Genomic DNA, 22,095 nt, shown 5'->3' on the forward strand with positions numbered 1-22,095 from the left:
ACCGCTTCACTGCATGAACCAGCCGTGGCTCACCACGATGCTCTGGCCGGTGAGCGCGTTGGTCTCGAAAGCGGCCAGGGTCAGCGCCACGTTGGCTACGTCGTCGAGCGTGGTGAATTCGCCATCGACGGTGTCCTTCAGCATGATCTTCTGGATCACTTCCTCTTCGCTGATGCCGAACTCCTTGGCCTGCTCCGGGATCTGCTTGTCCACCAGCGGGGTGCGCACGAAGCCCGGGCAGATCACGTTGGAGCGGATGCCGAGCTTGCCGCCTTCCTTGGCGATGGTGCGGGCGAGGCCGAGCAGGCCGTGCTTGGCGGTGACGTAGGGCGCCTTCAGCGGCGAGGCCAGATGCGAGTGCACCGAGCCCATCAGGATGATCGCGCCGGGCGCACCGCGCTTCTCCATGTCCTTCATGCACTCGCGGGTGGTCAGGAAGGCGCCGTCGAGGTGGATGGCGAGCATCTTCTTCCAGTCCTCGAACGAGAACTCGGTGATCTTGTTGATGATCTGGATGCCGGCATTGGAGACCAGCACGTCCACCCGGCCCCATTCGGCGGCGATCTGCGCGACGCCTTCGACCACCTGCGATTCGCTGGTGACGTCCATCGCCACGGCCATCGCCTGGCCGCCGGATTCGCGGATCGCGGCGGCGGTGGCTTCCGCGGCGTCCAGCTTCAGGTCGGCGATCGCGACGCGGCCACCGGCGGCGGCATAGGTTTCGGCGATGTGCTTGCCGATGCCGCTGGCGGCACCGGTGACCAGGCAGACCTTGCCATCAAGTTCGATTCGGGACATGGGGCTCTCCTCAGGCGGGTCGTCGATGATCGCCCAGCGCGTGGCCGGCCGCCATCGGCCGAAAGGGCATCAAGGCGTGGCGAAGCGGCCCGGCACCGGCATCGTCCCCGCCATCAAACGCGCTTACCTCTGGGCACCTTCGGGTGCCCAGATCATTTGCGGGCCGCGAAAAGCCGTCCGGACAGCCATATAGATCTCAAATGGAATTCAAATATCAGATGATATACATTACCGTGGGAGTGACCTTTCGCTAGGGAAACTCTGAACAACTCCCCCGAAGTGGGCGACAATAGCGCAACGCGATGAGGGTGACGATCGATACAGCTGACGTTCGGTGATGCCGAAGGCATGGGCAAGCGCAAGCGGACCCGCAAGGAGATCTTCCTGGCCGAGATGGATCAGGTGGTGCCGTGGAAGGCGCTGCTGAAGCTGATTGAGCCGCACTATCCGAAGATGGGTCGCCCTGGCCGGCAGCCGTATCCGCTGTCAACGATGCTGCGGGTTCACTTCCTTCAGCAGTGGTACGCGCTCAGCGACCCGGCCATGGAAGAGGCGCTTTACGACACAGCGGTGATGCGCCGGTTCGCCGAGCTGAGCGGTTTGGACGACATCCCCGACGAGACCACGATCCTCAACTTCCGGCGTCTGCTGGAGACGCATGACCTGGCGCCGAAGATCCTGGCGCGGGTGAACGCGCACCTGGCACGCAAGGGCCAGAGCCTGCGCGCGGGCACGATCGTGGACGCCACGATCATTGCCGCGCCAAGCTCGACGAAGAACAAGGATGGCAAGCGCGATCCGGAGATGCACCAGACGAAGAAGGGCAACCAGTGGCACTTCGGGATGAAGGCGCACATTGGCGTGGACGAGTATTCGGGGCTGGTGCACCACGTGGAGTGCACGGCCGCGAACGTCGGCGACGTGACCCAGGTGCACAAGCTGCTGCATGGCAAGGAGGATACGGTGTGCGGCGACAGTGGCTACACCGGCGCCGACAAGCGCGAAGAGCTGCAGCACGTTGCCGTCGGCTTCCTGATCGCGGAGAAGCCGTCGAAGCTGCGGGCGATGAAGAACAAGCGTGACCGCAAATACGCCGAGCGCTGGGAGCGCTACAAGGCCAGCGTGCGCGCGAAGGTTGAGCACCCGTTCCGGGTGGTGAAGCGCCAGTTCGGTTACGCCAAAGTGCGTTACCGCGGGCTGGCAAAGAACACTGCGCAGGTGCTGACACTGTTCGCGCTGTCGAACCTGTGGATGGCGCGGCGAGATTTATTGGCGGCTGCGGGATAGTTGCGCCTGGATGGCGGGGAAGCCCGCCAGAACAGGCCGGAAACGGCCGAAATCCGACCTGAAATCGATGAAAATCGCTGCCCGACACAATATTGATGCTCGTGTGGCGGCAAAAGCAGCATCAGGGCGTGTTATTCAGATGATCCCTAGATCGATGACCTTGAACTTCCCCGACTGGAGTCCGTACATGTATTACAGCAGTGGCAATTACGAAGCCTTCGCCCGCCCGCGCAAGCCAGACGGGGTCGACGGCAAATCCGCATGGTTCGTCGGCTCCGGCCTGGCCTCGCTGGCCGGCGCCGCCTTCCTGATCCGCGATGGCCAGATGCCGGGCGAGCGCATCACCATCCTGGAACGCATCGACGTGCCGGGCGGCGCACTGGATGGACTTGAGAAGCCGGACAAGGGCTTCGTGATCCGCGGCGGCCGCGAGATGGAGAACCATTTCGAATGCCTGTGGGATCTGTTCCGCAGCATTCCGTCGCTGGAAGTCGAGGGGGCCAGCGTGCTCGACGAGTTCTACTGGCTGAACAAGGACGACCCCAATTTCTCCCTGCAGCGCGCCACCATCGAACAGGGCAAGCCTGCGCCCGACATGGGCAAGTTCACGCTCAGCAAGGCCGCGCAGAAGGACATGCTCAAGGTCTTCATGGCCACGCGCGAGGAGATGGAGAACAAGCGCATCAACGAGGTGTTCGGTGAGGACTTCCTCGCCAGCAACTTCTGGATGTACTGGCGCACCATGTTCGCGTTCGAAGAGTGGCATTCGGCGCTGGAAATGAAGCTCTATCTGCACCGCTTCATCCACCACATCGGCGGTCTGGCGGATCTTTCCGCGTTGAAGTTCACCCGCTTCAACCAGTACGAATCGCTGGTGCTGCCATTGGTGAAGTGGTTGAAGGACCAGGGCGTGGTGTTCCAGTACTGCACCGAGGTGACAGATGTCGATTTCGACATCGATGCCACCAACGGACGCAAGCAGGCCACGCGCATCCACTGAAACCGCGACGGCCAGCCCGGTGGCATGGCACTCGGCCCCGATGACCTGTTGTTCATGACCATCGGCTCGCTGGTGGAAAACAGCAACGAGGGCGACCACAAGACCGCGGCGCTGCTGGACGAAGGCCCGGCACCGGCTTGGGATCTGTGGCGGCGCATCGCGGCCAAGGATCCGTCGTTCGGGCGGCCCGACGTGTTCGGCACGCACATTCCGGAGACCAAATGGGAATCCGCCACCATCACCACGCTGGACGCGCGCATCCCGAAGTACATCGAGAAGATCGCCAAGCGCGACCCGTTCAGCGGCAAGGTGGTGACCGGCGGGATTGTCACCGCCAAGGATTCCAGCTGGCTGCTGAGCTGGACGGTGAACCGCCAGCCGCACTTCAAGAAGCAGCCCAAGGACCAGGTCGTGATCTGGTTCTATGGCCTGTTCGCGGACGTGCCGGGGGATTACGTCAAGAAGCCGATGCAGGACTGCACCGGCGAGGAAATCACCCAGGAATGGCTGTATCACATGGGTGTGTCGGTTGAGGACATCGCGGAGCTTGCAGCCACGGGAGCCAACACCGTGCCGGTGATGATGCCGTACATCACCGCCTTCTTCATGCCGCGTCAAGCCGGTGATCGCCCTGACGTGGTGCCAGCGGGCGCTGTGAACTTCGCATTCATCGGCCAGTTCGCGGAGTCGAAGCAACGCGACTGTATCTTCACCACCGAGTACTCGGTGCGCACGCCGATGGAAGCGGTCTACACGCTGTTGGGCATTGAACGCGGCGTGCCGGAAGTGTTCAATTCCACCTACGACATCCGCACCCTGCTGGATGCACTGCACCAGCTGCGCGATGGCGAAGAATTGGCGTTGCCGGGCCCGTCGTTCCTGCGCGACCGCGTGTTGGCCAGGCTCGACCGCACCGAGATCGGTGCATTGCTCCACGACGCCGGCCTGCTGGCCGGGGAGGACGCATGAACATGACACAGGACACCACAAAGACCGTCGCCTCGCCCTCCGGCCTGCAGCGGGTGACCGTGCTGGGCACTGGCGTGCTCGGCGCGCAGATCGCCTTCCAGTGCGCCTTTCACGGCAAGAGCGTCACGGCGTACGACATTGACGCAGCAGCGCTGGAGCGTGCCCGCGACGCCCTGACGCGATTGGCTCAGACATATGCCGCCGACCTGCCGGGGACGACGCCCGAGGCGACCACCAGGGTCGCGGCGGCCATCGCACTGAGCAGCGACCTTGCGCAGGCCGTGCGCGACGCGGACCTGGTAATTGAAGCGGTGCCGGAGAAGCTGGAACTCAAGCGCTCAGTCTATGCCGAACTCGCCAGGCTGGCGCGCGAAGGCACCATCTTCGCCACCAACTCCTCCACGCTGCTGCCCAGTGCATTCGCGGATGCGACGGGCCGGCCGGAGAAGTTCCTGGCGTTGCATTTCGCCAATCACATCTGGCGCCAGAACACAGCGGAAGTGATGGGTACGCCGCAGACCGATCCTGAGGTGTTCGAGCAGGTGGCGCGCTTCGCTGCGGAAATCGGCATGGAACCGATCCGACTGCACAAGGAGCAGCCGGGTTACGTGCTGAATTCGCTGCTGGTGCCGTTGCTCAACGCGGCCGCCGCCTTGTTGTTGAAAGGTGTGGCGAGTCCGGAGGACATCGACAAGACCTGGCGAATCGGGACCGGCGCCAAGCTGGGGCCGTTCCAGATCTACGACATTGTCGGCCTGCGCACGGCGTACAACATCGCAAGCGCAAATCCCGCAACGCAGGGCTGGGCCGAATATCTCAAGGTGAACTACATCGACAAGGGTCGCCTGGGCGCCGGTGCGGGGGGTGGCTTCTACGATGATTGACGCCATGTCCGCCGCCCGTGCGTGCTCCGTCGGGAACGGTCACCGCACGCTGACGGCGTCCTGTGCAAGGCGGTGGCATACTGCCGCCCCGTCGCGCCGGAGCCGGCCGTGAGCCAAGCCCAACGCCACGCACGTCCGCTCAACCGCAGTGAATCGCAGGCCCGCACGCGCGCGGCGCTGCTGGATGCCGCCGAGGCGCTGATCGTGGAGCACTCGATCCCGGCGCTGTCGCTGCGCGCCGTCTGCACGCGTGCCGGCTATACGCAGGGGGCCTTCTACTCCAACTTCGCCGATCGCGAGGAGCTGCTGCTGGAGGTGATGGAGCGCAACCTCGAACAGAAGGCCGCCAGCCTGGAGCAGATGCTGGCGACCTGCGGCGACGCAGGTCTCGACGGCACCCTGGCGTGCATCCTGGATTGGCTGGACACCATCCACCATCGGGGCGAATGGGCGCGCATCGCCATGGAGCTGGGGTATAGGAAGTTCAACCGCCCTTTTTGGCGAGTCTGGCGGGTAGGAAGCGGCCGCGCAAGCGCCGCTTTGGGCACAGATCGGGCACAGATCGGGGGTTCATGCGTGGGTTTTCGACATCGCGGGGCCTCGCAGCGGCTCAGTGCGTAGCCATTCCTCACCGATTCCCGGCACAGGGCCGAGCGCAGCCCTGCGGGGTCGTGGCCGCATCGGATCGGACTCTGGCTTGGCTGCCGGCTGTGTGGCCGGCGCCTCATCACGCGGCCGGCGGCGGCGCGCGCGCTGCGGGCCGGTAGTGCGCTTGCTCCAGCGCGCCGTGCTTCTCGAAGTGGGCGAGGATGGCGCGGATGGCGGTGGGTTCCTCGATGCTGGCGACGATCCGTACCGCGCCGCCGCAGTGGGCGCAGGTGGTGATGTCGATGGAAAAGACCCGCTTGAGCCGTTGCGCCCAGCTCATCGCACGGCGCTTCTGCTCGGGGCTGCGCGGCTCGTCGTGGGCGCTTGCGTCAACCGGCGCCGCATCGCCCGCAGGCCGCTTGCCGCGCCCCGAGGGCGTCAGCTGCGCACGCAGGTTTGCATTCGGGGCGAATACGCCGTGGAAGCGGGTGAGATGCGCGCGAGGTGGCGGGACCAGTGCCGCCAGCTTGGCGATGAAGTCCACCGCATCCCATTCGACATGCGTGGTGCCATTGCGCCACGGCGTCTTGAGCTGGTAACGCACCCTGCCCTGTGGCGAGATCGATAGCCGCTGCTCGCTGATCGCCGGGCGCGTGATGTAGCGGCACAGCTTTTCGAGCTTGTGGCTTTCGTGTGCTTCCGCGGCCACGCCGGCATGCAGCGAGAAGCCGCCGACCTTGCCGGCGTCGCCGTCCAGAGAACCCGCATCACCGGGTAGCGTTTTCAGGGTGACGACCTTGCGGCCAGCGTCGCGACCGGTGGCGATGCGGTAGGTCATCGAACTCATCCGCAGCCCATCCATGCCGTCGTCGCTACCCGCGCTGTCGGACAGGAACACGGATTCGTCTTCGCCTTCGAGCCAGCCGCGGCGCGACAGGTGCCGGCACACGCGATGCGCGATGGTGTTGGCCAGTTCCGTCAGTTGCGCCGATGTGGGCGCACGGGTGCGGTGCAGGCGCGGCTTGCGCTGCGGACGCTCGGTGGTGTCCTCGTACACGCCGTCGAGCCACAGCATGTGGAAGTGGATGTTGAGATTCAGCGCGCTGCCGAAGCGCTGGATCAGGGTCACCACGCCGCATTGCGCCGTATCCCGCGGCACGCCGGCCTGATCGGCAAGCCAACCGGCGATCACACGATGCACGATGCCCAGCACCGGGCTGATGGCCTCCGGCTTGCTGGCGAACAGGAAGCGCAACGGGTAGGGGAGGAACAACGGGGTCAGGTTCACTTCCTGATCGCTCAGAATGCGGAGGCCCAGCAGAGATGCGGGCCTTTTCGATTCAAATCATGCGAATGTCCGCTTCGGGTCGGAAGCAGCCGCTCAACTGCTGGTTAAGCCTAATCGATCCATTAACCGATTGGCCCACATCTTTGCGCTGTGTCGAAATTTCTCCCTTGGGATCAGCACCCTGGGAACGCGCTCACAGGCACAGATATCTTCAAGCGTCTTCTCTAACTCCGTAGACCAGTGACCGCCGAGCTCGACCCAACCGTCGAGCATCTTGCCAACTGCATCCTCGATCACGTGGGGTGACGACCCACGCGGGAATCTCATGGACATCAACGACAGGGCTATAACACCGGTGCGCTCGATGTCGATGAGAACAATGATCTCTTGGTTGTGTGGGTCTATCGTCACCACCATGGCAGGACGGGGCCTAGCACCAATGGTCGAGGACGCATGACCTTGTTTGAGTTGCACAAGTGTCATCGCGAAGTGTACGTCGGGTAGTTGGTCGCGCATGTGGCGTACGGTTTCATCGAGCGCATCGAGATCACCCATTTCCACGTCTGGTGCCGCATGTAGCAAACGGAACTCCAGCGGAGGTAGCTTGGCGGTGCCCGCGCGCTCGCCCGAGCTGACCTCGACGATGCGGGTTCGCTTGTTCTTCGGGCGTTTTGCGGCCTTATTGCCGGGCTTCTTGCCATGATGTTTCACCTCCGCGGCCGCCTTGGCCACTATCACAGAGTTCTCGAAGGCAGATCTTCGGGCCGGGGCGTCCACGATCTGCGGGCCCCGGTAGCTGGTGCTGCCTTCTTCGCCATCATCGACGTCGAAGTCCTTCACGGTTGAAGCTTCTTCATCGCCTTCCGGTGCCGATGGACCCGGCGCAGGATCCCCGCCCCCTCCAGACAACAGAGCCGTAACCTTCGTGAAGGCCGGGTGGCTGTATTCCAGTTTGGCGAACGGCAGGCGTCTGCCGCCGACGAACTTGAGTTCCTGCACCAGCCACTGGTTGCCGTGACGCACCCCGCGAAATACCCAGTTCGAGCTCCGGATCGAGGGTGGGTCGAACAGGACGTGGCGCTGTCCTGCCGTCAGCCGCTGGACGCTGTCCCAGGAGCGCCGAGCATCTCGGTCCAGAACGATCCAGGCGAACTCCAGTGCCAATGCCTTTCCGATCACGCTCTTGGGCATCTCCCGCGTGAATTGCACCATAGCGATCTCCCGCTGCCCCGGATGCTGCGGCACGAACAACTGCTCCAGTCCGCTCGGCCGCATCAGGGCCAGGGCCAGTGTCCGGTTGTGCAGGAACAATGCCCGGACCAGCTCAATGACTGGGATCAGAACCTCGACGCCTTGCGTTCGATAACGAAACAGCCGCTGGGTTCCGGACTTTCCCTGCGGCAAAGGATAGAGCTCGAACGGGACCTCGGCCGAAGTGATGATGTCCGGGCGCCCCATATCCGGGATCACGATCTCCATGACTTCGCCGGGCAACTCGTCGACCTTCAGCACGCCGTGCTCGAACCGAATGCCCACGCTCATGATCGGCAACATGCCGATGGGTTGCTCGAGGCGGCTTAGCTCGCCTGTCTCAGTGTTCCTATAGACCGCCAGGACATTCCACTCGTTGCGCTCGTTCCGTACCAGGCCCGCCAACCAGAATAGTTCCATCGGCGCGCTTCCCAGCTTGGCGATCGAGCGGAAGACCATGCGCCTCATGCGGCGGCCTGCCCCCGATTGAAGTGGGTGGCCAGCAGACCCTCTACCATTGAGGTGTGCCGGTCGGTGAGACCTGCCTTACGGAGGATCCGCCACACCTGAAGCGGCTCATCGGCACGATCCATGTTCAGGATCGTCCACCACGCTCGTCGGCGCTGAAACGATTCCAGCGACTCAGCCACGTCACCCAACGCCTGCATCGATACCGGCAACTTGGTAGCCCGTTTGCAGATCCAGCCACGATTCCAGAACCGACGCTCGACGGCCGTTGTCGTGACGCGCACCAACGGGGTCTCGGCCCGGATCAGTTCCGCGGCCTCCCGAACCTTGGTGGCCACTTGCGTGTCGATCTCGACCCAGTTCCTCCGGGGACAGCGGGCTGATCGCCTCCTGCTGGGCTCTGGCGATCTCGCGACGGCTGTAGGAGTTTTCCTGGGCGATCCGGGTGATCTGTCCGACACTGCTTTCCAGCGGGTTCTGATGCCAAACTCGGCCGCCAGCTTGAGGACCGTCTTGGGATCGATCTCCAGCCTGCGGGCGATCTCCCGCAAGGAGCAGCCGGCAGCGACCATTTCGCCCAGCACGGATCCGAGCGATGGGCCGAACGCCTGAAACCGCGGCGCTCCAACCTTGCCCGTGTCCGGATGGAAGCTGCGCGTATAGGCATACCCACATGAGCAGGTGAACACGCCGACCCAATGCGCCCGATTGCGGTGAAATCGACAGTCGGACACCACCGCCTCACCCCGGTGGCTCGCCAGCGGATTGCAGCAGGGCCATGGGCCTTCACCAAACGGCCGTCCCGCAGAGTCTCTCGACGCCAGGAAGTCACGCACCATCAGGTGTTGGAGCGGGTGGCGCGCCTTACGGTGTTTGCGAACAAATGCCGCCAGCCAGTCCCCGGTGAACCGACTGCCCGTCATCACGCCGGGCAGCATGGGCAGGCCACCGCGATAGTGGTGCCGAAACGCTTGATCGAACTGGCGTTGGTCGACTCGGCCGTTCAGCGATGCCAGACCGGTCCGTTGCACCGCACTGCTGTAGAACGCCGTCAGCGCCTGCGGCGTCACAGGAGGACCGGGATCATCGAGCAACGCCGCACTAGCCACCGCCAACCGATGGAGCGTCTCGACAATCGGTGTCGCGACGTCCTGAATCACTGCCGGTGCGCGCCAAGGGCAGGTCTGCCGATCCGCTGGCACGAAGCGGTGACGGCTACATCCAGTCAGCCGTACCGTACCAACCTGTAGCAGCTTGGCGTGTTCCGGACAGACCAGCGCGCTGGGCAACTGATGGTCCCGGCGCCAATACAGTTCGCCGTAGCGCTCGCGCATTTGCGCGAGGCAGCTTCCGCAGAACCGCAGCTGCGTGACCCTCCCCGCGCGAAACGCCGCGATTCCGAGCCGCAGCAGCACGCTGCCATCTTCGCCAACCCGCATGGCGTGGCGAACCTGCTGCCTGACATCCTGACTCTGGTATGCCGTGTAGTACGGATACAGTGTCATCGTGTCGATGATCCGATCCGCGGCCAGGTGGCGACCGGGTGGAATGCGCGCCGCGAGGGCGTCGATGTGTTCGGGCAGATCCGGGTTCGCGATGACGAGCCTGCGCCCAAACAGCGATTCCATGGACTGGATGAACGACGGCGCACCCATGTGCCGGTGATATCGCGCGAGTACGCTGTACAGCAGCTCCTGCGGATACACCTGCGGGAAGTAGCCCAACATCGTCAAGCCGCGAAATCCAGCATCGGTGGACGCACTACGCCAGCAGCCAACAGCGCGTCGTAGGCCGCCGCACCCGCCTGCTTGCCGTTGGCGACGATCCGACGCAAATCTTCGTCGGGGAGCTCGTCAACAGGAACCTTCTTCGGCTTCGGTGGTTTTACGACAGGCGGACTTGCCTTCAACGTCGCCGTGATCGTCTGCATCAGCGTCAGCGGGTCGCCGGACGGATTGTTGGCAACTGCCTCCGCCACCAGTGCCTTGGCAACGTCTTCGGCCACACCCATCCCTTTCAACGAGGTGAGGAGCACCGCCTCCATGGATGCCGACGCCGGTGCTGCAGCCGTCGCAGCAGGCGGTGGCGCTTCAACGCTGTCCTGCGCACGGCCACCACCGATCGCCCTGCTGAGTACCAGTCCAACGTGCTCATTCAGTGAGCGCAGGTCATCGAACTTGGCGGCCTTGACCGTGTCGTTCTCGCGCAACGCCGTGATCATCGGCGCGACCATCGCGAGTTCCTCCTTGGCCACGACCCGAATCAACTCCGTCGTGATCTTTTCGGACTGGCCCTTGCGCATTTCACTGATCCCGACCAGTCGCATCTGCGCGAGCATGACCAGCTTGACCGCCAGATCCGCCACCCCTTGGCTTTCGTCATAGATAGCAGCGTTCAGCTCATCCGTCAGCGTTGTGCGCGGGTTGGTCCATTGATACCCCCAGAGTTGTTCGAGAAAGCTGTTCCAAGTAGCGCCCGGATCCATCCGGTCCCACAGCATGGAGCCCAAACCCGTGTTGCGGCGTGCCTGGCTGAAGCTTCCCTGCAGAATCGGCAGGGCACTCAACGTGCCGATCGGAATCACCGGTACGCCAATGGTGTTGACCAGCCGGACCAGGAACTTCATCAGCGCCGCAGCACCAACCTTGGCACCCCGCAGATGTTGGATCTCGTCGATGACTAACACGCCCAGCGCATGCAGGTTGGCCACCTGTGCCATGTACGCAACCATCTGCTCGACGGTCGTCTTGGTCGCGTATCGTTTGACGTAATCGGTGTGGATCAGCCGATCGACCGTATGGAAGAAATCGATACACAAATTGCGAAGAGATCCCAGCGCCGGCGCTTCCAGTCGCAACCAGACGACCTGTGTAAGGCTGAAGGGAGCATCGTGTTGGATCACCTGCGGGTACTGCGCCAGCACCTGGTTCATCGCCACTGTCTTGCCTACGCCGGGACATCCCAGCAGCGCGAAGCTGTTGGCTGTGTTCTGCACCGGCTGGGATACCGGGACCTCCAGCGATCCGGCTTCGATCCGCTCGATCCCGTTGTGCAGGTGATGCAGGTAGTCGTGAGTCAGTGGGTTGCGACCGAGGTAACCCTGTCGCAAAAGCATGCCGAACCGATCCGCCAACTCGACCTGACGGGCCAGCGGCAGGAAACACTTGGAGAGTCTGGCGATACAGTGCTTGCGCAGGTGCGCCGGAAATCCCGGCTCCGATTCCCGGAAGATAGGCGCACTTACCAACGATTTGTACAGATCTTTCTGGCCCATGATCGGAGGCAACTGGGCAATAAAAGGGTTGTCGTCATACTCAGGCAGTGAAAACGCCACGCAGTCACTGGTCATCGTCGTCCCTCAGGATTTCGTCGATAGTCGGCAGGCTGTAGTCGGTATCGTCCGTCGGTGCTGGCCTGCCTCGAATCGGCACCACGTTGGCGCTCGGCCCAGTCGGCCCGGACACGTCCTCGCCGAGCCTGAAAGTCTCCCTGGCACGATTGGCATCCTTTTCCTCTGCGCGGTTATCGCGGATGTTTGCGGTCCGGCTGGCCGCGCTGGCCTGGCTCGGCGGCCCACGTCGCGCCAAGGCCTTCTTGATGACCTGCTCGTTAGCGGCGTCGGTGTCCATCGACGCCAATACCGCATCTGTGCGTCCATCCGCCCGGCGATGCTTATCGCGCTGATCGACCTGGTCGATTTCCCATGCGGATAGATGCCGATCGGCGCGGCTACGGTCGGTCAACGTGCATTCCTCGAATGCCATCTTGACCCCCGCCGGGTGCAGGTAGATCGTGTCCATGTCGCGCGGGTCGTATGACACGACCACCTTCCAACGACCATCCTGGCGGGCCTTGTCGAACCAGCGATCCTCCATCGCGCGCTTGCAGGTGTAATAGCGGCCCCTGAATGCGATTCCGGTTTCGGTAACGGACGCCTGACCCTTCGGCATCAGGCTGAACTTCACCAGTTCCTGTGGAAAGGTCCTCAGTGCGCCAGAACGGTGGCGAATGCCCCACTCCCACAGATCGCAGGGAATGGATGGAACACCGTCGGCCCTGACGTCCCGGTCATAGTCGTAGCACTTGATCTCGTGCGAGTTGTTGTAGTGGAGGACGCAGTTGATGATGATCTCGGTGAAATCATCCAGGTTCAACACCGCGTCGAGGCGGTAGTCGGTTCCGCCCCGCTGCCGGTAGTCGACGTCGATGTAGCCCGGCGTGTACGCCTTGAACTTCGCCGGAAGCAAGCGAAAGCGACTTTCCACGACGCCTTTCCAATCGGCGCGGTAGGAACTCGTATTCTCGACTGTGACGTTGAAGCTGTTGATCAGGGTGTCGATTTTCTCACTTTCGATCTCGCCGCGGTCGCCCAGCAGGATGCCCGGCAGGTGGTGCGCCGGCCAATCTTCAGGCTGGATGGCGATGCCGAACTGGGCGCAGTAAGCCACCTTGTCCGTCGCGGTGTTGGCCAAGGCCATCATCGCCGACACCCAGGAAGGCCCCTCCAAGCCGATGTAGATCCCGGTGATCAGGCGGCTGAAGACATCGATCACAACGTAAACGACCGGACGACCGATGATCAGGCTCGGATCCAGCCGCGAGACCAGGTAGACATCCGAGATCGTGGCGTCGATCTGGTAGCGGCTCCCGGGCCCGATCACCTGCGCGTTCGAGGTTCCCAGCAGACCACGCATATCCTTGTCATAGCGCTTCGCTCCCATCCGCTTGCGCTTGATCTCCAGGCGAAGGTGATCCTTGTTGGACCAGTACTGAAATTGATCGAAAGACGGAATTCCTCCCTGCGCCTCGATTTGCTCCTGCCGGATATGCACGATCCTGCCAGTCTCCGGATCGGTGCCTTTCACCGAAAAGAACTCGGAGATCATCTTTTTGTAGGCGCCACGTAGCGTGTATTTCCCATGGACCTGACTGGCGTAGTAGCGGTCATAGGCTATAGAGAACACCCTTCGGATATCGGGGGTCACGTTGGTGCCCACTTGCTTGCCGAATTTCCGTGGTCGACCTCGTTTCTTCTCTCCTGCCTTTCGAGTCTTACCCCGGCCACCGGATCTTTCGTAATCCGGAAGCAGGGCGTTGGCCGTCATCCCACGTTGCCAGTAGCGTCGGAGGTACACATAGACCTGTGCCGTGGTGATTCGTTTGATGTCGGGGTCATCGCCCTTCCTGGCCTTCTCAACAGCGTCCGAGATCAAGGCGCCGCGCCGGTCTGCACTGAAGATGTACGGCACCTCAGCCACCAGCGGCTGTATTATTTTCCAGGCACGGTCGCGCCGGCTCCTATGCGTTTGTTTCAACTTGTCTTCCATGGCAACGACCATGAAAGGGTCCTCCACAAGCGCCACCTCTCTCGCACGGAGTCCAGCTACCAGCGGCTCGGCCGGAACCAGGTCCGGAAAGGCCCGATCCGCATCCAGCGGGTAAATGGCCAGCGTTGTTCCCTCGGCCGCCATCCACACGATTCTGACCCACTTGTTTGAACCAGGCTCTAGATCGAGAACATCTCCCACCTTCAGCATCATGCGCCCACCACCTGCAGCCGGGGCTGCTCCTGAGCGGAGACACGCAGCACATCAAACCGGTCTCGATCCGAAAACTCCCTGTCCAAGTCGATGACCACTCGCTTGTTGGCCGCCAGATGGCGCAGCACCTTCAGAGGCTCGCCGGCCGCGAACCGGCACGTGCCCTCCAAGTGCATGAAGAAGTCCCTGATCGAACCGCCACGGACTCGCTGGCACTGTACGAGGAACTGTTCGCACCGGTCCGTCCAATAGTCCGGATGCGGCGCAAATTCGTGTTGGAGCGAGCGCATTTCGTGCAGCCATGCCAGGTTGCGGATCCGTTGCTTCGGAAGCTCCCGGTCCGTCACCAGATACCAGGGAATCCGGTCGCGGCTCCAATAGCGACGTTCCAGTTCGAGCTTGTCGATCGTCCTCGGACCCGTCTTGTCGTCCTCAATCTCCTGGGCGGGCTTTATCGCGTAGGCGACGGATCTGGCCCGGCCATCGACTCGGATATCCACCAAGAAATCCGTCGTCATAACTACGTCAACTCGTGTACGTGGATCGCGCGGATGCTCAATGCCCATCTTCCCGGCCAGCATGCGCGTGACTTCCCGGTCCAGCGGAAACTGTTCGCGAATATCGAACACCGAATCCGACCACTCCAACATACGAAGGAACCCCGACTCCAGATTCGACAGGCAATGGTGTTCCCGCCCTGTCTTGAATCCGAAAGTTCTCGAGGCAAGCCCCAGCGATGGGACGTCGTGAATGGTCAACCACGGCTTGTATTCCTTGCCGTTCCCGGTGCCACGCCCTTCCTTCTGATAGCGGGTGATCTTGGCTTCGTCGAAGTCGTATCTGCGCTTCGCCATCCGTCACCTCACGAGGTGACGGATGGCTCCTTGGGCTGCGCCCATGACTGCCTCCATCTAACTGGAATCGAGATGTGATCCCGGGAGACTTGACACGTTTTTCGGAGTCAAGCAGACTCCTGACCAAGCGCCACGCTTGATTCACATGCTTTGCCCAAGAAAACCGCCCTGGTCGGCGGTTTTCTTATGCCCCGAGTTTTTCTATTGCCTGACAGGCACTAGCTCATTGAGCACCTCCCTCCTTGTCAGTGCAGGGCCGTGGCGAACCGGCGCCGACGCCCAGCGCGTCGATGTCGGCTACGCTGCCGATCACCCCGTCTTTCAATCCCAGACGCACAGCGATCTCATGGCACTGCCCGCGGACGCACCGCTTCCGCCCGGCAAGCACCTGGTAGACGAGTTGCTTCGAGTAGCCATGGGCGCGCGCCCATGCGCTGATCGATACACCCCGGCGGGCGAACTCCTGCCGTATCGCATCGGCCTTGGCCCCGGGTATGCTTGCATTCATGGCGGCACTCAAAAGTTCACATTTGTAAACATTGAGTTCCTTTTAGTGTATTCATCAGGCTTTGGCAAGCCGGGGAGACTGGAACTTGAGCTTTGGCAGGCGTCTCAGGGAAGCTAGGGATCGACTACGCCTCACCCAGGAACAGTTCGCGGAACTGGGCGGGGTCAAGCGCGTGTCCCAGCACCTCTACGAGCAGGACGCCCGGGTACCCGACCTCAATTACCTCCTACGCCTCAAGGAACACGGTGTCGATGTGGGCCACCTCGTCCTAGGCAATAGCGTCAGCCGTGCATCGGCAACGCCAAACTCCACAGATCTCTACGTAGCAGCGTTCCGTACCGTTGACGAGTTCGCCAGGGACGACGCCGGCAACCCTCTTCCCTACGCCGAGCGCGAGCGATTTTTCTCTTTCCTCTGCGCGACTCTCTCGCAAACCGGAAAGCCGGAGTCGAGCACTGAGCTGAAGGAACGGCTGGTGAGGTTTATGCGTCCATGAACAGACTCATGCCACGCGCGGCACTGCAAGCAATTCAACGGATCGGGCAAGCGCTGGATCCGTTCTTCGCCGGACGTTGGTACTGGTCAATGACGCGCTGGATTGCAGAACGGCAACTGCAGCATGCGCTGGATCAACATGGTGACCGGTCCATGCAGGTACGGCAGGCGACCGAGCGATATCGCAGAGCCGACTTTGCGGTTCGTTACTGGCGCTCGGCACCGGGGCCTGTGATGCGGATTGCGGAACAGGCCCTGGATGCGGGTGTTCCCATGCATGCCATCCGCCTTCTTGTTCTCAACACCGATCTGAGAATTCGGGATGGACAGGTTCATCTGCGCCGCCCCTTCATCGTGACTGTTCTGAACACCGTTCTCGCGACCATCGTCGGTGTGCACATGTTTCTGATGTGCCTGTTGGCTGTCACGGCGCCGGGCCCGACGTGGCTGAAGATCACGGTCATCTTGGCGGTCGCCTTCGTCTACTGCTTTCTTTACTACGGATGGTCGCTTTATACATCACGCCCCCAGCAAATCATCGCTGAGCATGGCCAGAAGCTCGATGCGATTTGCATCGCAAGTACAACGCGATCACGCGCAGAAGTCCGCAACATTGCACCGTATTGAAACCGTCTTTCTCCTCATCGAACAGGAACGCCGCACGACATGATGACAGGTACCCTCAAGTCCCAGATCGACCGCATCTGGGATGCGTTCTGGAGCCGACGTCCCCCCGGTTTTGAGTAGCACGGTGATTTGGAGTCCAATCCCCAACGAGACGGAGATTGGACGTGAAGAAGCGCTTTACCGAGGAACAGATCATTGGCTTCCTGCGTGAGGCCGACGCCGGCATGGCGATCAAGGAGTTGTGCCGGCGGCACGGCTTCAGCGAGGCGTCGTATTACCTGTGGCGCAGCAAGTTCGGCGGGATGAACGTGTCGGAGGCCAAGCGGCTCAAGGAGCTGGAGGCGGAGAACAGCCGGCTGAAGAAGCTGCTGGCCGAGCAGTTGTTCGAGAACGACGTCATCAAGGAAGCGCTCCGAAAAAAGTGGTGAGCGCACCGGCGCGCAGGACGCTGGTGCGGCACTTGATGGAGCGAGGCTTGAGCGAGCGACGGGCGCTGGCGGCGATTCGCATGAGTGCCAGCGCGTTGCGCTACGTCCCACGCCCGGATCGCAATGTCGAACTGCGTGCACGGATCCTGGCGCTGGCGCAGCGGCACAAGCGCTATGGCGTCGGGATGATCCATTTGAAGCTTCGGCAGGAGCAATGGCCGGTGAACTACAAGCGGGTGGAACGCCTGTATCAGGAAGCGAAGCTGCAGGTGCGGCGGCGCAAGCGGAAGAAGGTACCGATCGGCGATCGCCAACCCCTGTTGCGGCCGGATGCGGCCAATCAGGTCTGGTCGATGGATTTCGTGTTTGACCGCACGGCGGAAGGCCGGGTCATCAAGGCACTGACCATCGTCGACGATGCGACGCACGAGGCGGTCGCGATCGAGGTGGAGCGTGCGATCTCGGGTCTTGGCGTCACGCGGGTGCTGGACCGGCTGGCGCTATCCCGCGGCCTGCCGCGCATCATCCGAACCGACAACGTGCTAACTCTGGAGTCAACAACAAATTGGGAGCGAACGGATCCGCGGACGTCGCTGACGTCCGGTCAGGCAAGTCGCACCGCTATTTGCACCAAGTCCCGTGGGCTTCCACGTCTTCAGGGTCTCCTGGTCTGACCATAGTGAACACGAGGTCCGGAACGGCCTCGAACGTGCCTAAAACAGCATGGAGTCCCGTGGAAGGCCCGAGCATTATCTACAGGATCCTAAGAGGTCCCGACGGCCCTACGGAGAGGGGTCGATCCACGGGGTAAAGCATTTTCGAAGTAGCAGCGGTATTGGGTTTGTTGCTTGACCAGGCCATAGGCGACACGCGCCATCTTCGCGGCCACGGCAGTCAGTGCTTTTCTTTTGCGGTCGGCGTTGGATGGATCGTTCCGGATGTAGCGCTCGTACTTCTCCCGGAAGCTGTTCTCCCGCATCCGGATGGCCACTGTGGCGGCAAACCAGAAGGCGAAGCGAAGGCGCGCATTGCCGCGCTTGGACAGCCGCTCCTGGCCCTTGTATTGGCCTGATTGGCACTTGGCCAGATCGAGGCCGCAGTACTTCAGGAACTGGCGATGGTGGGCGAAGCGACGCAGGTCGCCAGCCTCGGCCAGAATGGTCAGTGCAAGCACAGGTCCAATACCCGGAATCGAACGCAGCGACTCATAGTCTGGGCGCCCCGAAAGGGTCTGGTGCGCCTGTTCCGCGAGCCGGTCGCGCTGCTGGACCAGCTCCTGGAAGCGCTGCAATTGCAGGCGGAAGCTCTGAACCTCGAGCGAGTCATCGGCGACAGGCAAGCCAATGCTTCGCAGGGCGATTTCATATAGTTCGCGTAGCCATGCCGCCTTGTTGACCTTGCGCCCCACCAGGTCCCACGCCTCCTTGCGGAACGTCTCGTAGTCACGCTGTTGGATTGATGCCGCAGTAGGAAAGCGGAGCATGAAGCGGGCGAACCAGTCCGCATGTGCGCTGTCGAAGTAGCGCTCGATTTCGGGAAAGTACAGCGGCAGATAGTGCGTCATCAAGCTGTGCTGCAGTCGCGTCCTTGCCAGGCTGATCTGATAGTGAGTCTTGGACAGCTCCTGCAATCCGTGGTGCCCGGCCAGCAAGGGATCAATGTAGCGCAGCGTCATGCCCTGCTTGAGCAGTGCGAGAATCACGCGGGCATCTTTCGGGTCGTTCTTGTCCCATGAGTTGAACATTGCTTCGCGGTAGCGGGCGCCAGCGACCGATGAGACAAGGCAAACGTCGAAGCCTTCCGTGAGAAGCCGGAAAGCCAGCGTTCGATGGCAGTCTCCAGTGGGTTCCATGGCGATCCTGGCAGGCTGGGGTAATCCACGCAGCAGAGCGACCAGACGATCGTGCTCTTCCATCGAGCTGGCCATCCGAAACTGCTGCTGCTTGCCGTCAGGCGTTTCAATCAGGACGGCATGGTGACGCTTGGCAATATCAATCGCGACCCACGTGGCCGCAGGCGTAGCATTGGGCTGGGCAGTCATCGTCGGCAAGCTCCTGTGGTGTGTGAGAACCCTCAGGATGACCTTGGAGACGGTGGCTGCCCACGTCTTGGGGATGCTTCCAGATGTACTATGGCAAGGAGTTCTGCGGCAAAGCGATGGTGGCGTGGGCACACGCACGCGGCGTGCAGTTGCGCCTGATCCAACCCGGCAAGCCGAATCAGAACGCGTACGTCGAGAGCTTCAATGGTCGGCTGCGGGACGAGTGCCTCAACGAGCACTGGTTCCCGACATTGCTGCATGCACGCACTGAGATCGAGACCTGGCGAAGGGAATACAACGAGGAGAGGCCCAAGAAGATCCTGGGCGGATTGACACCGGCTGCCTACGCCAAACAGTTGGCAGCCAAAGCCGCTACGATGAACCCCGGACTCTAAACAGCCCTGCTACTGAAAGCGGGGGGACGTCGGAGCGGCGGCATTTCCAACCCGATGGAGGTCATCGAACAGATGACCTACCTGCTGTTCATCAAACGACTGGATGAGGAGCAGACCCGCCGCGAGAAAAAGGCAGCCCGTACCAAGAGCGAGGTTGAGGATCCGATTTTCAACAAGCGCCAGCAGAAGCTGCGCTGGTCGAAGTTCAAGGAACTGGGTGATCCGGCCGAGCTCTATCGGGTCGTCTCCGAGGACGTGTTTCCCTTCATCAAGACCCTTGGCGGCCATGGCGGTGAATCCGCCTATGCGCGGCACATGAAGGATGCACGGTTCACCATCCCCACGCCGGCATTGCTGGCCAAGGTGGTGGACATGATCGACGACGTACCCATGGACGATCGCGACACCAAGGGCGATCTGTACGAATACATGCTCGGCAAAATCGCCAGTGCAGGGCAAAACGGGCAGTTCCGCACACCGCGCCACATCATCAAGCTGATGGTGGACATGATGGCGCCCACACCTGAAGACACCATTTGCGATCCGGCCTGCGGCACTGCGGGCTTTCTTGTGGCTGCCGCCGAGTACCTGCGTGATCACCACGGCGTGGCCATCTACAAGGACAGGAAGTCCGCCAAACGCTTCAACGCAGACACCTTCCACGGCTTCGACTTCGACAGCACCATGCTGCGCGTGGGTGCGATGAACATGCTGCTGCACGGCATCGAGCAGCCCAGCATCGAGAACCGCGACTCGCTCAGCGAGGGCCATGCCGGCGTGGCCGGGCAGTACAGTCTGATCCTCGCCAATCCGCCGTTTGCCGGCAGCCTGGACTACGAAAGCACCGCCAAGGACCTATTGCAGATCGTCAAGACCAAGAAGACCGAGCTGCTGTTCCTCGCCCTGTTCCTGCGCTTGCTGAAACCCGGCGGCCGGGCTGCGGTCATCGTGCCCGATGGCGTGCTGTTCGGCTCATCGAAGGCCCACAAGGAACTGCGCCGCATGCTGGTGGAAGACCAGCGGCTGGACGGGATCGTCTCCATGCCGTCCGGCGTGTTCCGCCCCTATGCCGGGGTGTCCACTGCCATTTTGTTGTTCACCAAGACCGACAGCGGCGGCACCGACAACGTCTGGTTCTACGACATGCAGGCCGACGGCTACAGTCTGGACGACAAGCGCAACCCGCTGGCTCCCGACAAGCACGATAGCAACAACCTGCCCGACATCCTCAATCGCTGGCACCATCGCAAGGCCGAAGCCAAGCGCGAGCGAACCGAGCAGAGTTTCCTCGTGCCCAAGGCCGAGATCGTCGGTAACGGCTACGATCTGTCCATCAACCGCTACAAGCAGGTGGTGCATGAGGCGGTGGAACACGACCCGCCGAAGAAGATCATTGCGGAGTTGAAGGCGCTGGAGGCGGAGATTGCTGCCGGTGTAGCCGAACTGGAAGGGATGTTGTCGTGAGAACAGTCCCACTCGGTGACGTTTGCCATGTCACAACGGGGCAGTCCGCACCCCAGGAAAGTACCGCTTTTGGATCGTCTGGCACCCCATTCGTTCGTGCTGGAAGTCTGGAGCGACTTTGTGCGGGTGGCAGTGAAGAATCATTGGAACTTGTGCCTTCGGATCAGGCCGTCAAGTTTCGTCTGAAGAAATTCCCAAAGGACACCATCGTTTTCGCAAAAAGCGGTATGTCCGCGAAGCTTGGTCGGGTCTATCGATTGCGCCGCGAATGCCACGTAGTCAGCCATCTTGCGGCCGTCCTGCCATCCGCGGATGTCGATCCTGCGTACCTGCTTCGCTGGTTTGAGTACAACCCTCCGTCTCGACTGATAGAGAACGACGCCTACCCATCCATCAAGACATCTGAGCTGGAGAAGATCCCAGTTCAACTCCCGGCGATTGCAGAACAACGCCGCATCGCGGCGATTCTGGACAAGACCGACGTGCTGCGCGGCAAGCGCCGCGCCGCCATCGCCAAGCTCGACCAACTGCTGCAATCCATATTCCTCGACATGTTCGGCGACCCTGTCTCGAATCCGAAAAGTTGGCCACGGGTTCCGTTCAGTGAAATCCTTGAACGCATCGAAAGCGGCAACAGCCCTGTTTGCTTGGATCGAGCCAAGAACGAGAATGAGTGGGGTGTTCTCAAACTCGGGGCGGTCACACGCTGTAGATTTGACCCTTCAGCAAACAAGGCATTGCCGAATGAAACATCGTTCGATGAAAGGCTGGAGGTTAAAGTAGGCGACTTACTATTCACACGAAAGAATACGTATGAGCTTGTCGCAGCATGCGCATACGTGCATAGAACTCCCGAACGCCTGCTTTTGCCTGATCTGATTTTCCGTCTCCGGCTCAAAGAGCCAGCACTCGCTCACCCAAGATATCTTCAGTCCTTGCTGACTTATCCGAGGAAGAGAAGTGAAGTACAAAGCCTCGCTGGTGGGTCTGCGGGTTCGATGCCCAACATTTCCAAAGCGAAACTCAACAATGCGTTGATTGAACTTCCGCCATTCTCTTTGCAAGAAAAATTCAGCAGGCTTGTCGAGCATATCGAACAACATAGGCATGCCTTGCAACGCCACGCCACCCAACTCGACACCCTCTTCGCCAGCCTGCAACACCGCGCCTTCGCCGGCACGCTCTGACCAATCCGGACACCGCTCCAGCC

The 22,095-nt window shown here is 61.7% G+C and carries 16 protein-coding genes and 3 pseudogenes; 10 read left to right on the forward strand and 9 right to left on the reverse strand.

The window, feature by feature from the left end; translation table 11 throughout:
• Positions 1–6 precede the first annotated feature (6 nt).
• The gene (locus WDC87_RS07640; RefSeq protein ID WP_023124372.1) at positions 7–798 is read right to left on the reverse strand and encodes a 3-hydroxybutyrate dehydrogenase; all 792 of its coding nucleotides are present in this window, start codon (positions 796–798) and stop codon (positions 7–9) included.
• Positions 799–1,116: 318 nt separating this feature from the next.
• Between WDC87_RS07640 and WDC87_RS07645 the strand changes: the two genes are divergently transcribed.
• From WDC87_RS07645 to WDC87_RS07660, 4 genes and pseudogenes are all read left to right on the forward strand, one after another.
• Complete coding sequence (locus WDC87_RS07645) at positions 1,117–2,085, forward strand: IS5 family transposase (protein ID WP_075076220.1); 969 nt, start codon at positions 1,117–1,119, stop codon at positions 2,083–2,085.
• Between the two features lie 187 nt (positions 2,086–2,272).
• Positions 2,273–4,054 (forward strand): annotated as a pseudogene (locus WDC87_RS07650) (oleate hydratase).
• Positions 4,051–4,938 (forward strand): 3-hydroxyacyl-CoA dehydrogenase, encoded by an 888-nt coding sequence (locus tag WDC87_RS07655; protein WP_016448220.1) that lies wholly within the window; start codon positions 4,051–4,053, stop codon positions 4,936–4,938. The pseudogene WDC87_RS07650 and the gene WDC87_RS07655 overlap by 4 nt, the downstream one beginning before the upstream one ends.
• 108 nt (positions 4,939–5,046) lie before the next feature.
• Positions 5,047–5,559 carry a TetR/AcrR family transcriptional regulator gene (locus WDC87_RS07660; protein WP_075076221.1) on the forward strand — a complete coding sequence of 171 codons (513 nt, stop codon included), beginning with the start codon at positions 5,047–5,049 and terminating at the stop codon, positions 5,557–5,559.
• 106 nt (positions 5,560–5,665) lie between these two features.
• Here WDC87_RS07660 and WDC87_RS07665 read toward each other — a convergent pair whose 3' ends face one another.
• The 7 genes from WDC87_RS07665 to WDC87_RS07695 all read right to left on the reverse strand — a co-directional run bounded on the left by WDC87_RS07665 (position 5,666) and on the right by WDC87_RS07695 (position 15,435).
• Complete coding sequence (locus WDC87_RS07665; protein WP_245885061.1) at positions 5,666–6,814, reverse strand: transposase; 1,149 nt, start codon at positions 6,812–6,814, stop codon at positions 5,666–5,668.
• A gap of 93 nt (positions 6,815–6,907) precedes the next feature.
• Positions 6,908–8,524 (reverse strand): hypothetical protein, encoded by a 1,617-nt coding sequence (locus WDC87_RS07670; protein ID WP_075077136.1) that lies wholly within the window; start codon positions 8,522–8,524, stop codon positions 6,908–6,910.
• 5 nt (positions 8,525–8,529) lie between these two features.
• Entirely contained in the window at positions 8,530–10,260 is a 1,731-nt protein-coding gene (locus WDC87_RS07675; RefSeq protein WP_075077135.1) for a TnsD family Tn7-like transposition protein, read from the reverse strand.
• Between the two features lie 2 nt (positions 10,261–10,262).
• Positions 10,263–11,882, reverse strand: a complete 1,620-nt coding sequence (locus tag WDC87_RS07680) for an ATP-binding protein (RefSeq protein ID WP_075077134.1) — start codon at positions 11,880–11,882, stop codon at positions 10,263–10,265.
• Positions 11,872–14,073: a Mu transposase C-terminal domain-containing protein gene (locus WDC87_RS07685; protein WP_080469307.1), complete on the reverse strand. Its 2,202-nt coding sequence runs from the start codon at positions 14,071–14,073 to the stop codon at positions 11,872–11,874. Before WDC87_RS07685 ends, WDC87_RS07680 begins: the two co-directional genes overlap by 11 nt.
• A complete protein-coding gene (locus WDC87_RS07690; RefSeq protein ID WP_075077133.1) occupies positions 14,070–14,927 on the reverse strand; it encodes a heteromeric transposase endonuclease subunit TnsA in 858 nt (285 codons plus the stop codon). Before WDC87_RS07690 ends, WDC87_RS07685 begins: the two co-directional genes overlap by 4 nt.
• Positions 14,928–15,150: 223 nt before the next feature.
• Complete coding sequence (locus tag WDC87_RS07695) at positions 15,151–15,435, reverse strand: DNA-binding protein (RefSeq protein WP_075077137.1); 285 nt, start codon at positions 15,433–15,435, stop codon at positions 15,151–15,153.
• 85 nt (positions 15,436–15,520) lie between these two features.
• On the opposite strand from WDC87_RS07695, the gene WDC87_RS07700 reads away from it, so the two are divergent.
• From WDC87_RS07700 to WDC87_RS07710, 3 genes and pseudogenes are all read left to right on the forward strand, one after another.
• Positions 15,521–15,931, forward strand: a complete 411-nt coding sequence (locus WDC87_RS07700; RefSeq protein ID WP_075077132.1) for a helix-turn-helix transcriptional regulator — start codon at positions 15,521–15,523, stop codon at positions 15,929–15,931.
• On the forward strand, positions 15,928–16,557 hold the full coding sequence (locus WDC87_RS07705) for a hypothetical protein (protein WP_075077131.1): 630 nt from the start codon (positions 15,928–15,930) through the stop codon (positions 16,555–16,557). Before WDC87_RS07700 ends, WDC87_RS07705 begins: the two co-directional genes overlap by 4 nt.
• Before the next feature lie 224 nt (positions 16,558–16,781).
• Positions 16,782–17,524, forward strand: a pseudogene (locus tag WDC87_RS07710) (IS3 family transposase); the annotation flags it as partial.
• A gap of 224 nt (positions 17,525–17,748) precedes the next feature.
• On the opposite strand, the gene WDC87_RS07715 reads toward WDC87_RS07710, so the two are convergent.
• Positions 17,749–19,026 (reverse strand): IS110 family transposase, encoded by a 1,278-nt coding sequence (locus WDC87_RS07715; protein WP_005409655.1) that lies wholly within the window; start codon positions 19,024–19,026, stop codon positions 17,749–17,751.
• A gap of 92 nt (positions 19,027–19,118) precedes the next feature.
• Here WDC87_RS07715 and WDC87_RS07720 point away from each other — a divergent pair.
• From WDC87_RS07720 to WDC87_RS07730, 3 genes and pseudogenes are all read left to right on the forward strand, one after another.
• Positions 19,119–19,421, forward strand: a pseudogene (locus tag WDC87_RS07720) (integrase core domain-containing protein); the annotation flags it as partial.
• Between the two features lie 12 nt (positions 19,422–19,433).
• Entirely contained in the window at positions 19,434–20,885 is a 1,452-nt protein-coding gene (locus WDC87_RS07725; RefSeq protein WP_289852706.1) for a class I SAM-dependent DNA methyltransferase, read from the forward strand.
• The gene (locus WDC87_RS07730; protein ID WP_075077129.1) at positions 20,882–22,072 is read left to right on the forward strand and encodes a restriction endonuclease subunit S; all 1,191 of its coding nucleotides are present in this window, start codon (positions 20,882–20,884) and stop codon (positions 22,070–22,072) included. Before WDC87_RS07725 ends, WDC87_RS07730 begins: the two co-directional genes overlap by 4 nt.
• Positions 22,073–22,095: the final 23 nt, after the last annotated feature.

The organism is Stenotrophomonas maltophilia group sp. Smal12, assembly GCF_037079935.1.
Taxonomy (GTDB): domain Bacteria; phylum Pseudomonadota; class Gammaproteobacteria; order Xanthomonadales; family Xanthomonadaceae; genus Stenotrophomonas; species Stenotrophomonas sepilia.

What these genes read in the sequence shown, in the direction of transcription:
- WDC87_RS07640 (WP_023124372.1), bottom strand. Translation starts at nt 798, where the DNA reads ATGTCCCGAATCGAACTTGATGGCAAGGTCTGCCTGGTCACCGGTGCC.
- WDC87_RS07655 (WP_016448220.1), top strand. Translation starts at nt 4,051, where the DNA reads ATGAACATGACACAGGACACCACAAAGACCGTCGCCTCGCCCTCCGGC.
- WDC87_RS07670 (WP_075077136.1), bottom strand. Translation starts at nt 8,524, where the DNA reads ATGGTCTTCCGCTCGATCGCCAAGCTGGGAAGCGCGCCGATGGAACTA.
- WDC87_RS07675 (WP_075077135.1), bottom strand. Translation starts at nt 10,260, where the DNA reads ATGTTGGGCTACTTCCCGCAGGTGTATCCGCAGGAGCTGCTGTACAGC.
- WDC87_RS07680 (WP_075077134.1), bottom strand. Translation starts at nt 11,882, where the DNA reads ATGACCAGTGACTGCGTGGCGTTTTCACTGCCTGAGTATGACGACAAC.
- WDC87_RS07685 (WP_080469307.1), bottom strand. Translation starts at nt 14,073, where the DNA reads ATGATGCTGAAGGTGGGAGATGTTCTCGATCTAGAGCCTGGTTCAAAC.
- WDC87_RS07690 (WP_075077133.1), bottom strand. Translation starts at nt 14,927, where the DNA reads ATGGCGAAGCGCAGATACGACTTCGACGAAGCCAAGATCACCCGCTAT.
- WDC87_RS07695 (WP_075077137.1), bottom strand. Translation starts at nt 15,435, where the DNA reads ATGAATGCAAGCATACCCGGGGCCAAGGCCGATGCGATACGGCAGGAG.
- WDC87_RS07705 (WP_075077131.1), top strand. Translation starts at nt 15,928, where the DNA reads ATGAACAGACTCATGCCACGCGCGGCACTGCAAGCAATTCAACGGATC.
- WDC87_RS07715 (WP_005409655.1), bottom strand. Translation starts at nt 19,026, where the DNA reads ATGACTGCCCAGCCCAATGCTACGCCTGCGGCCACGTGGGTCGCGATT.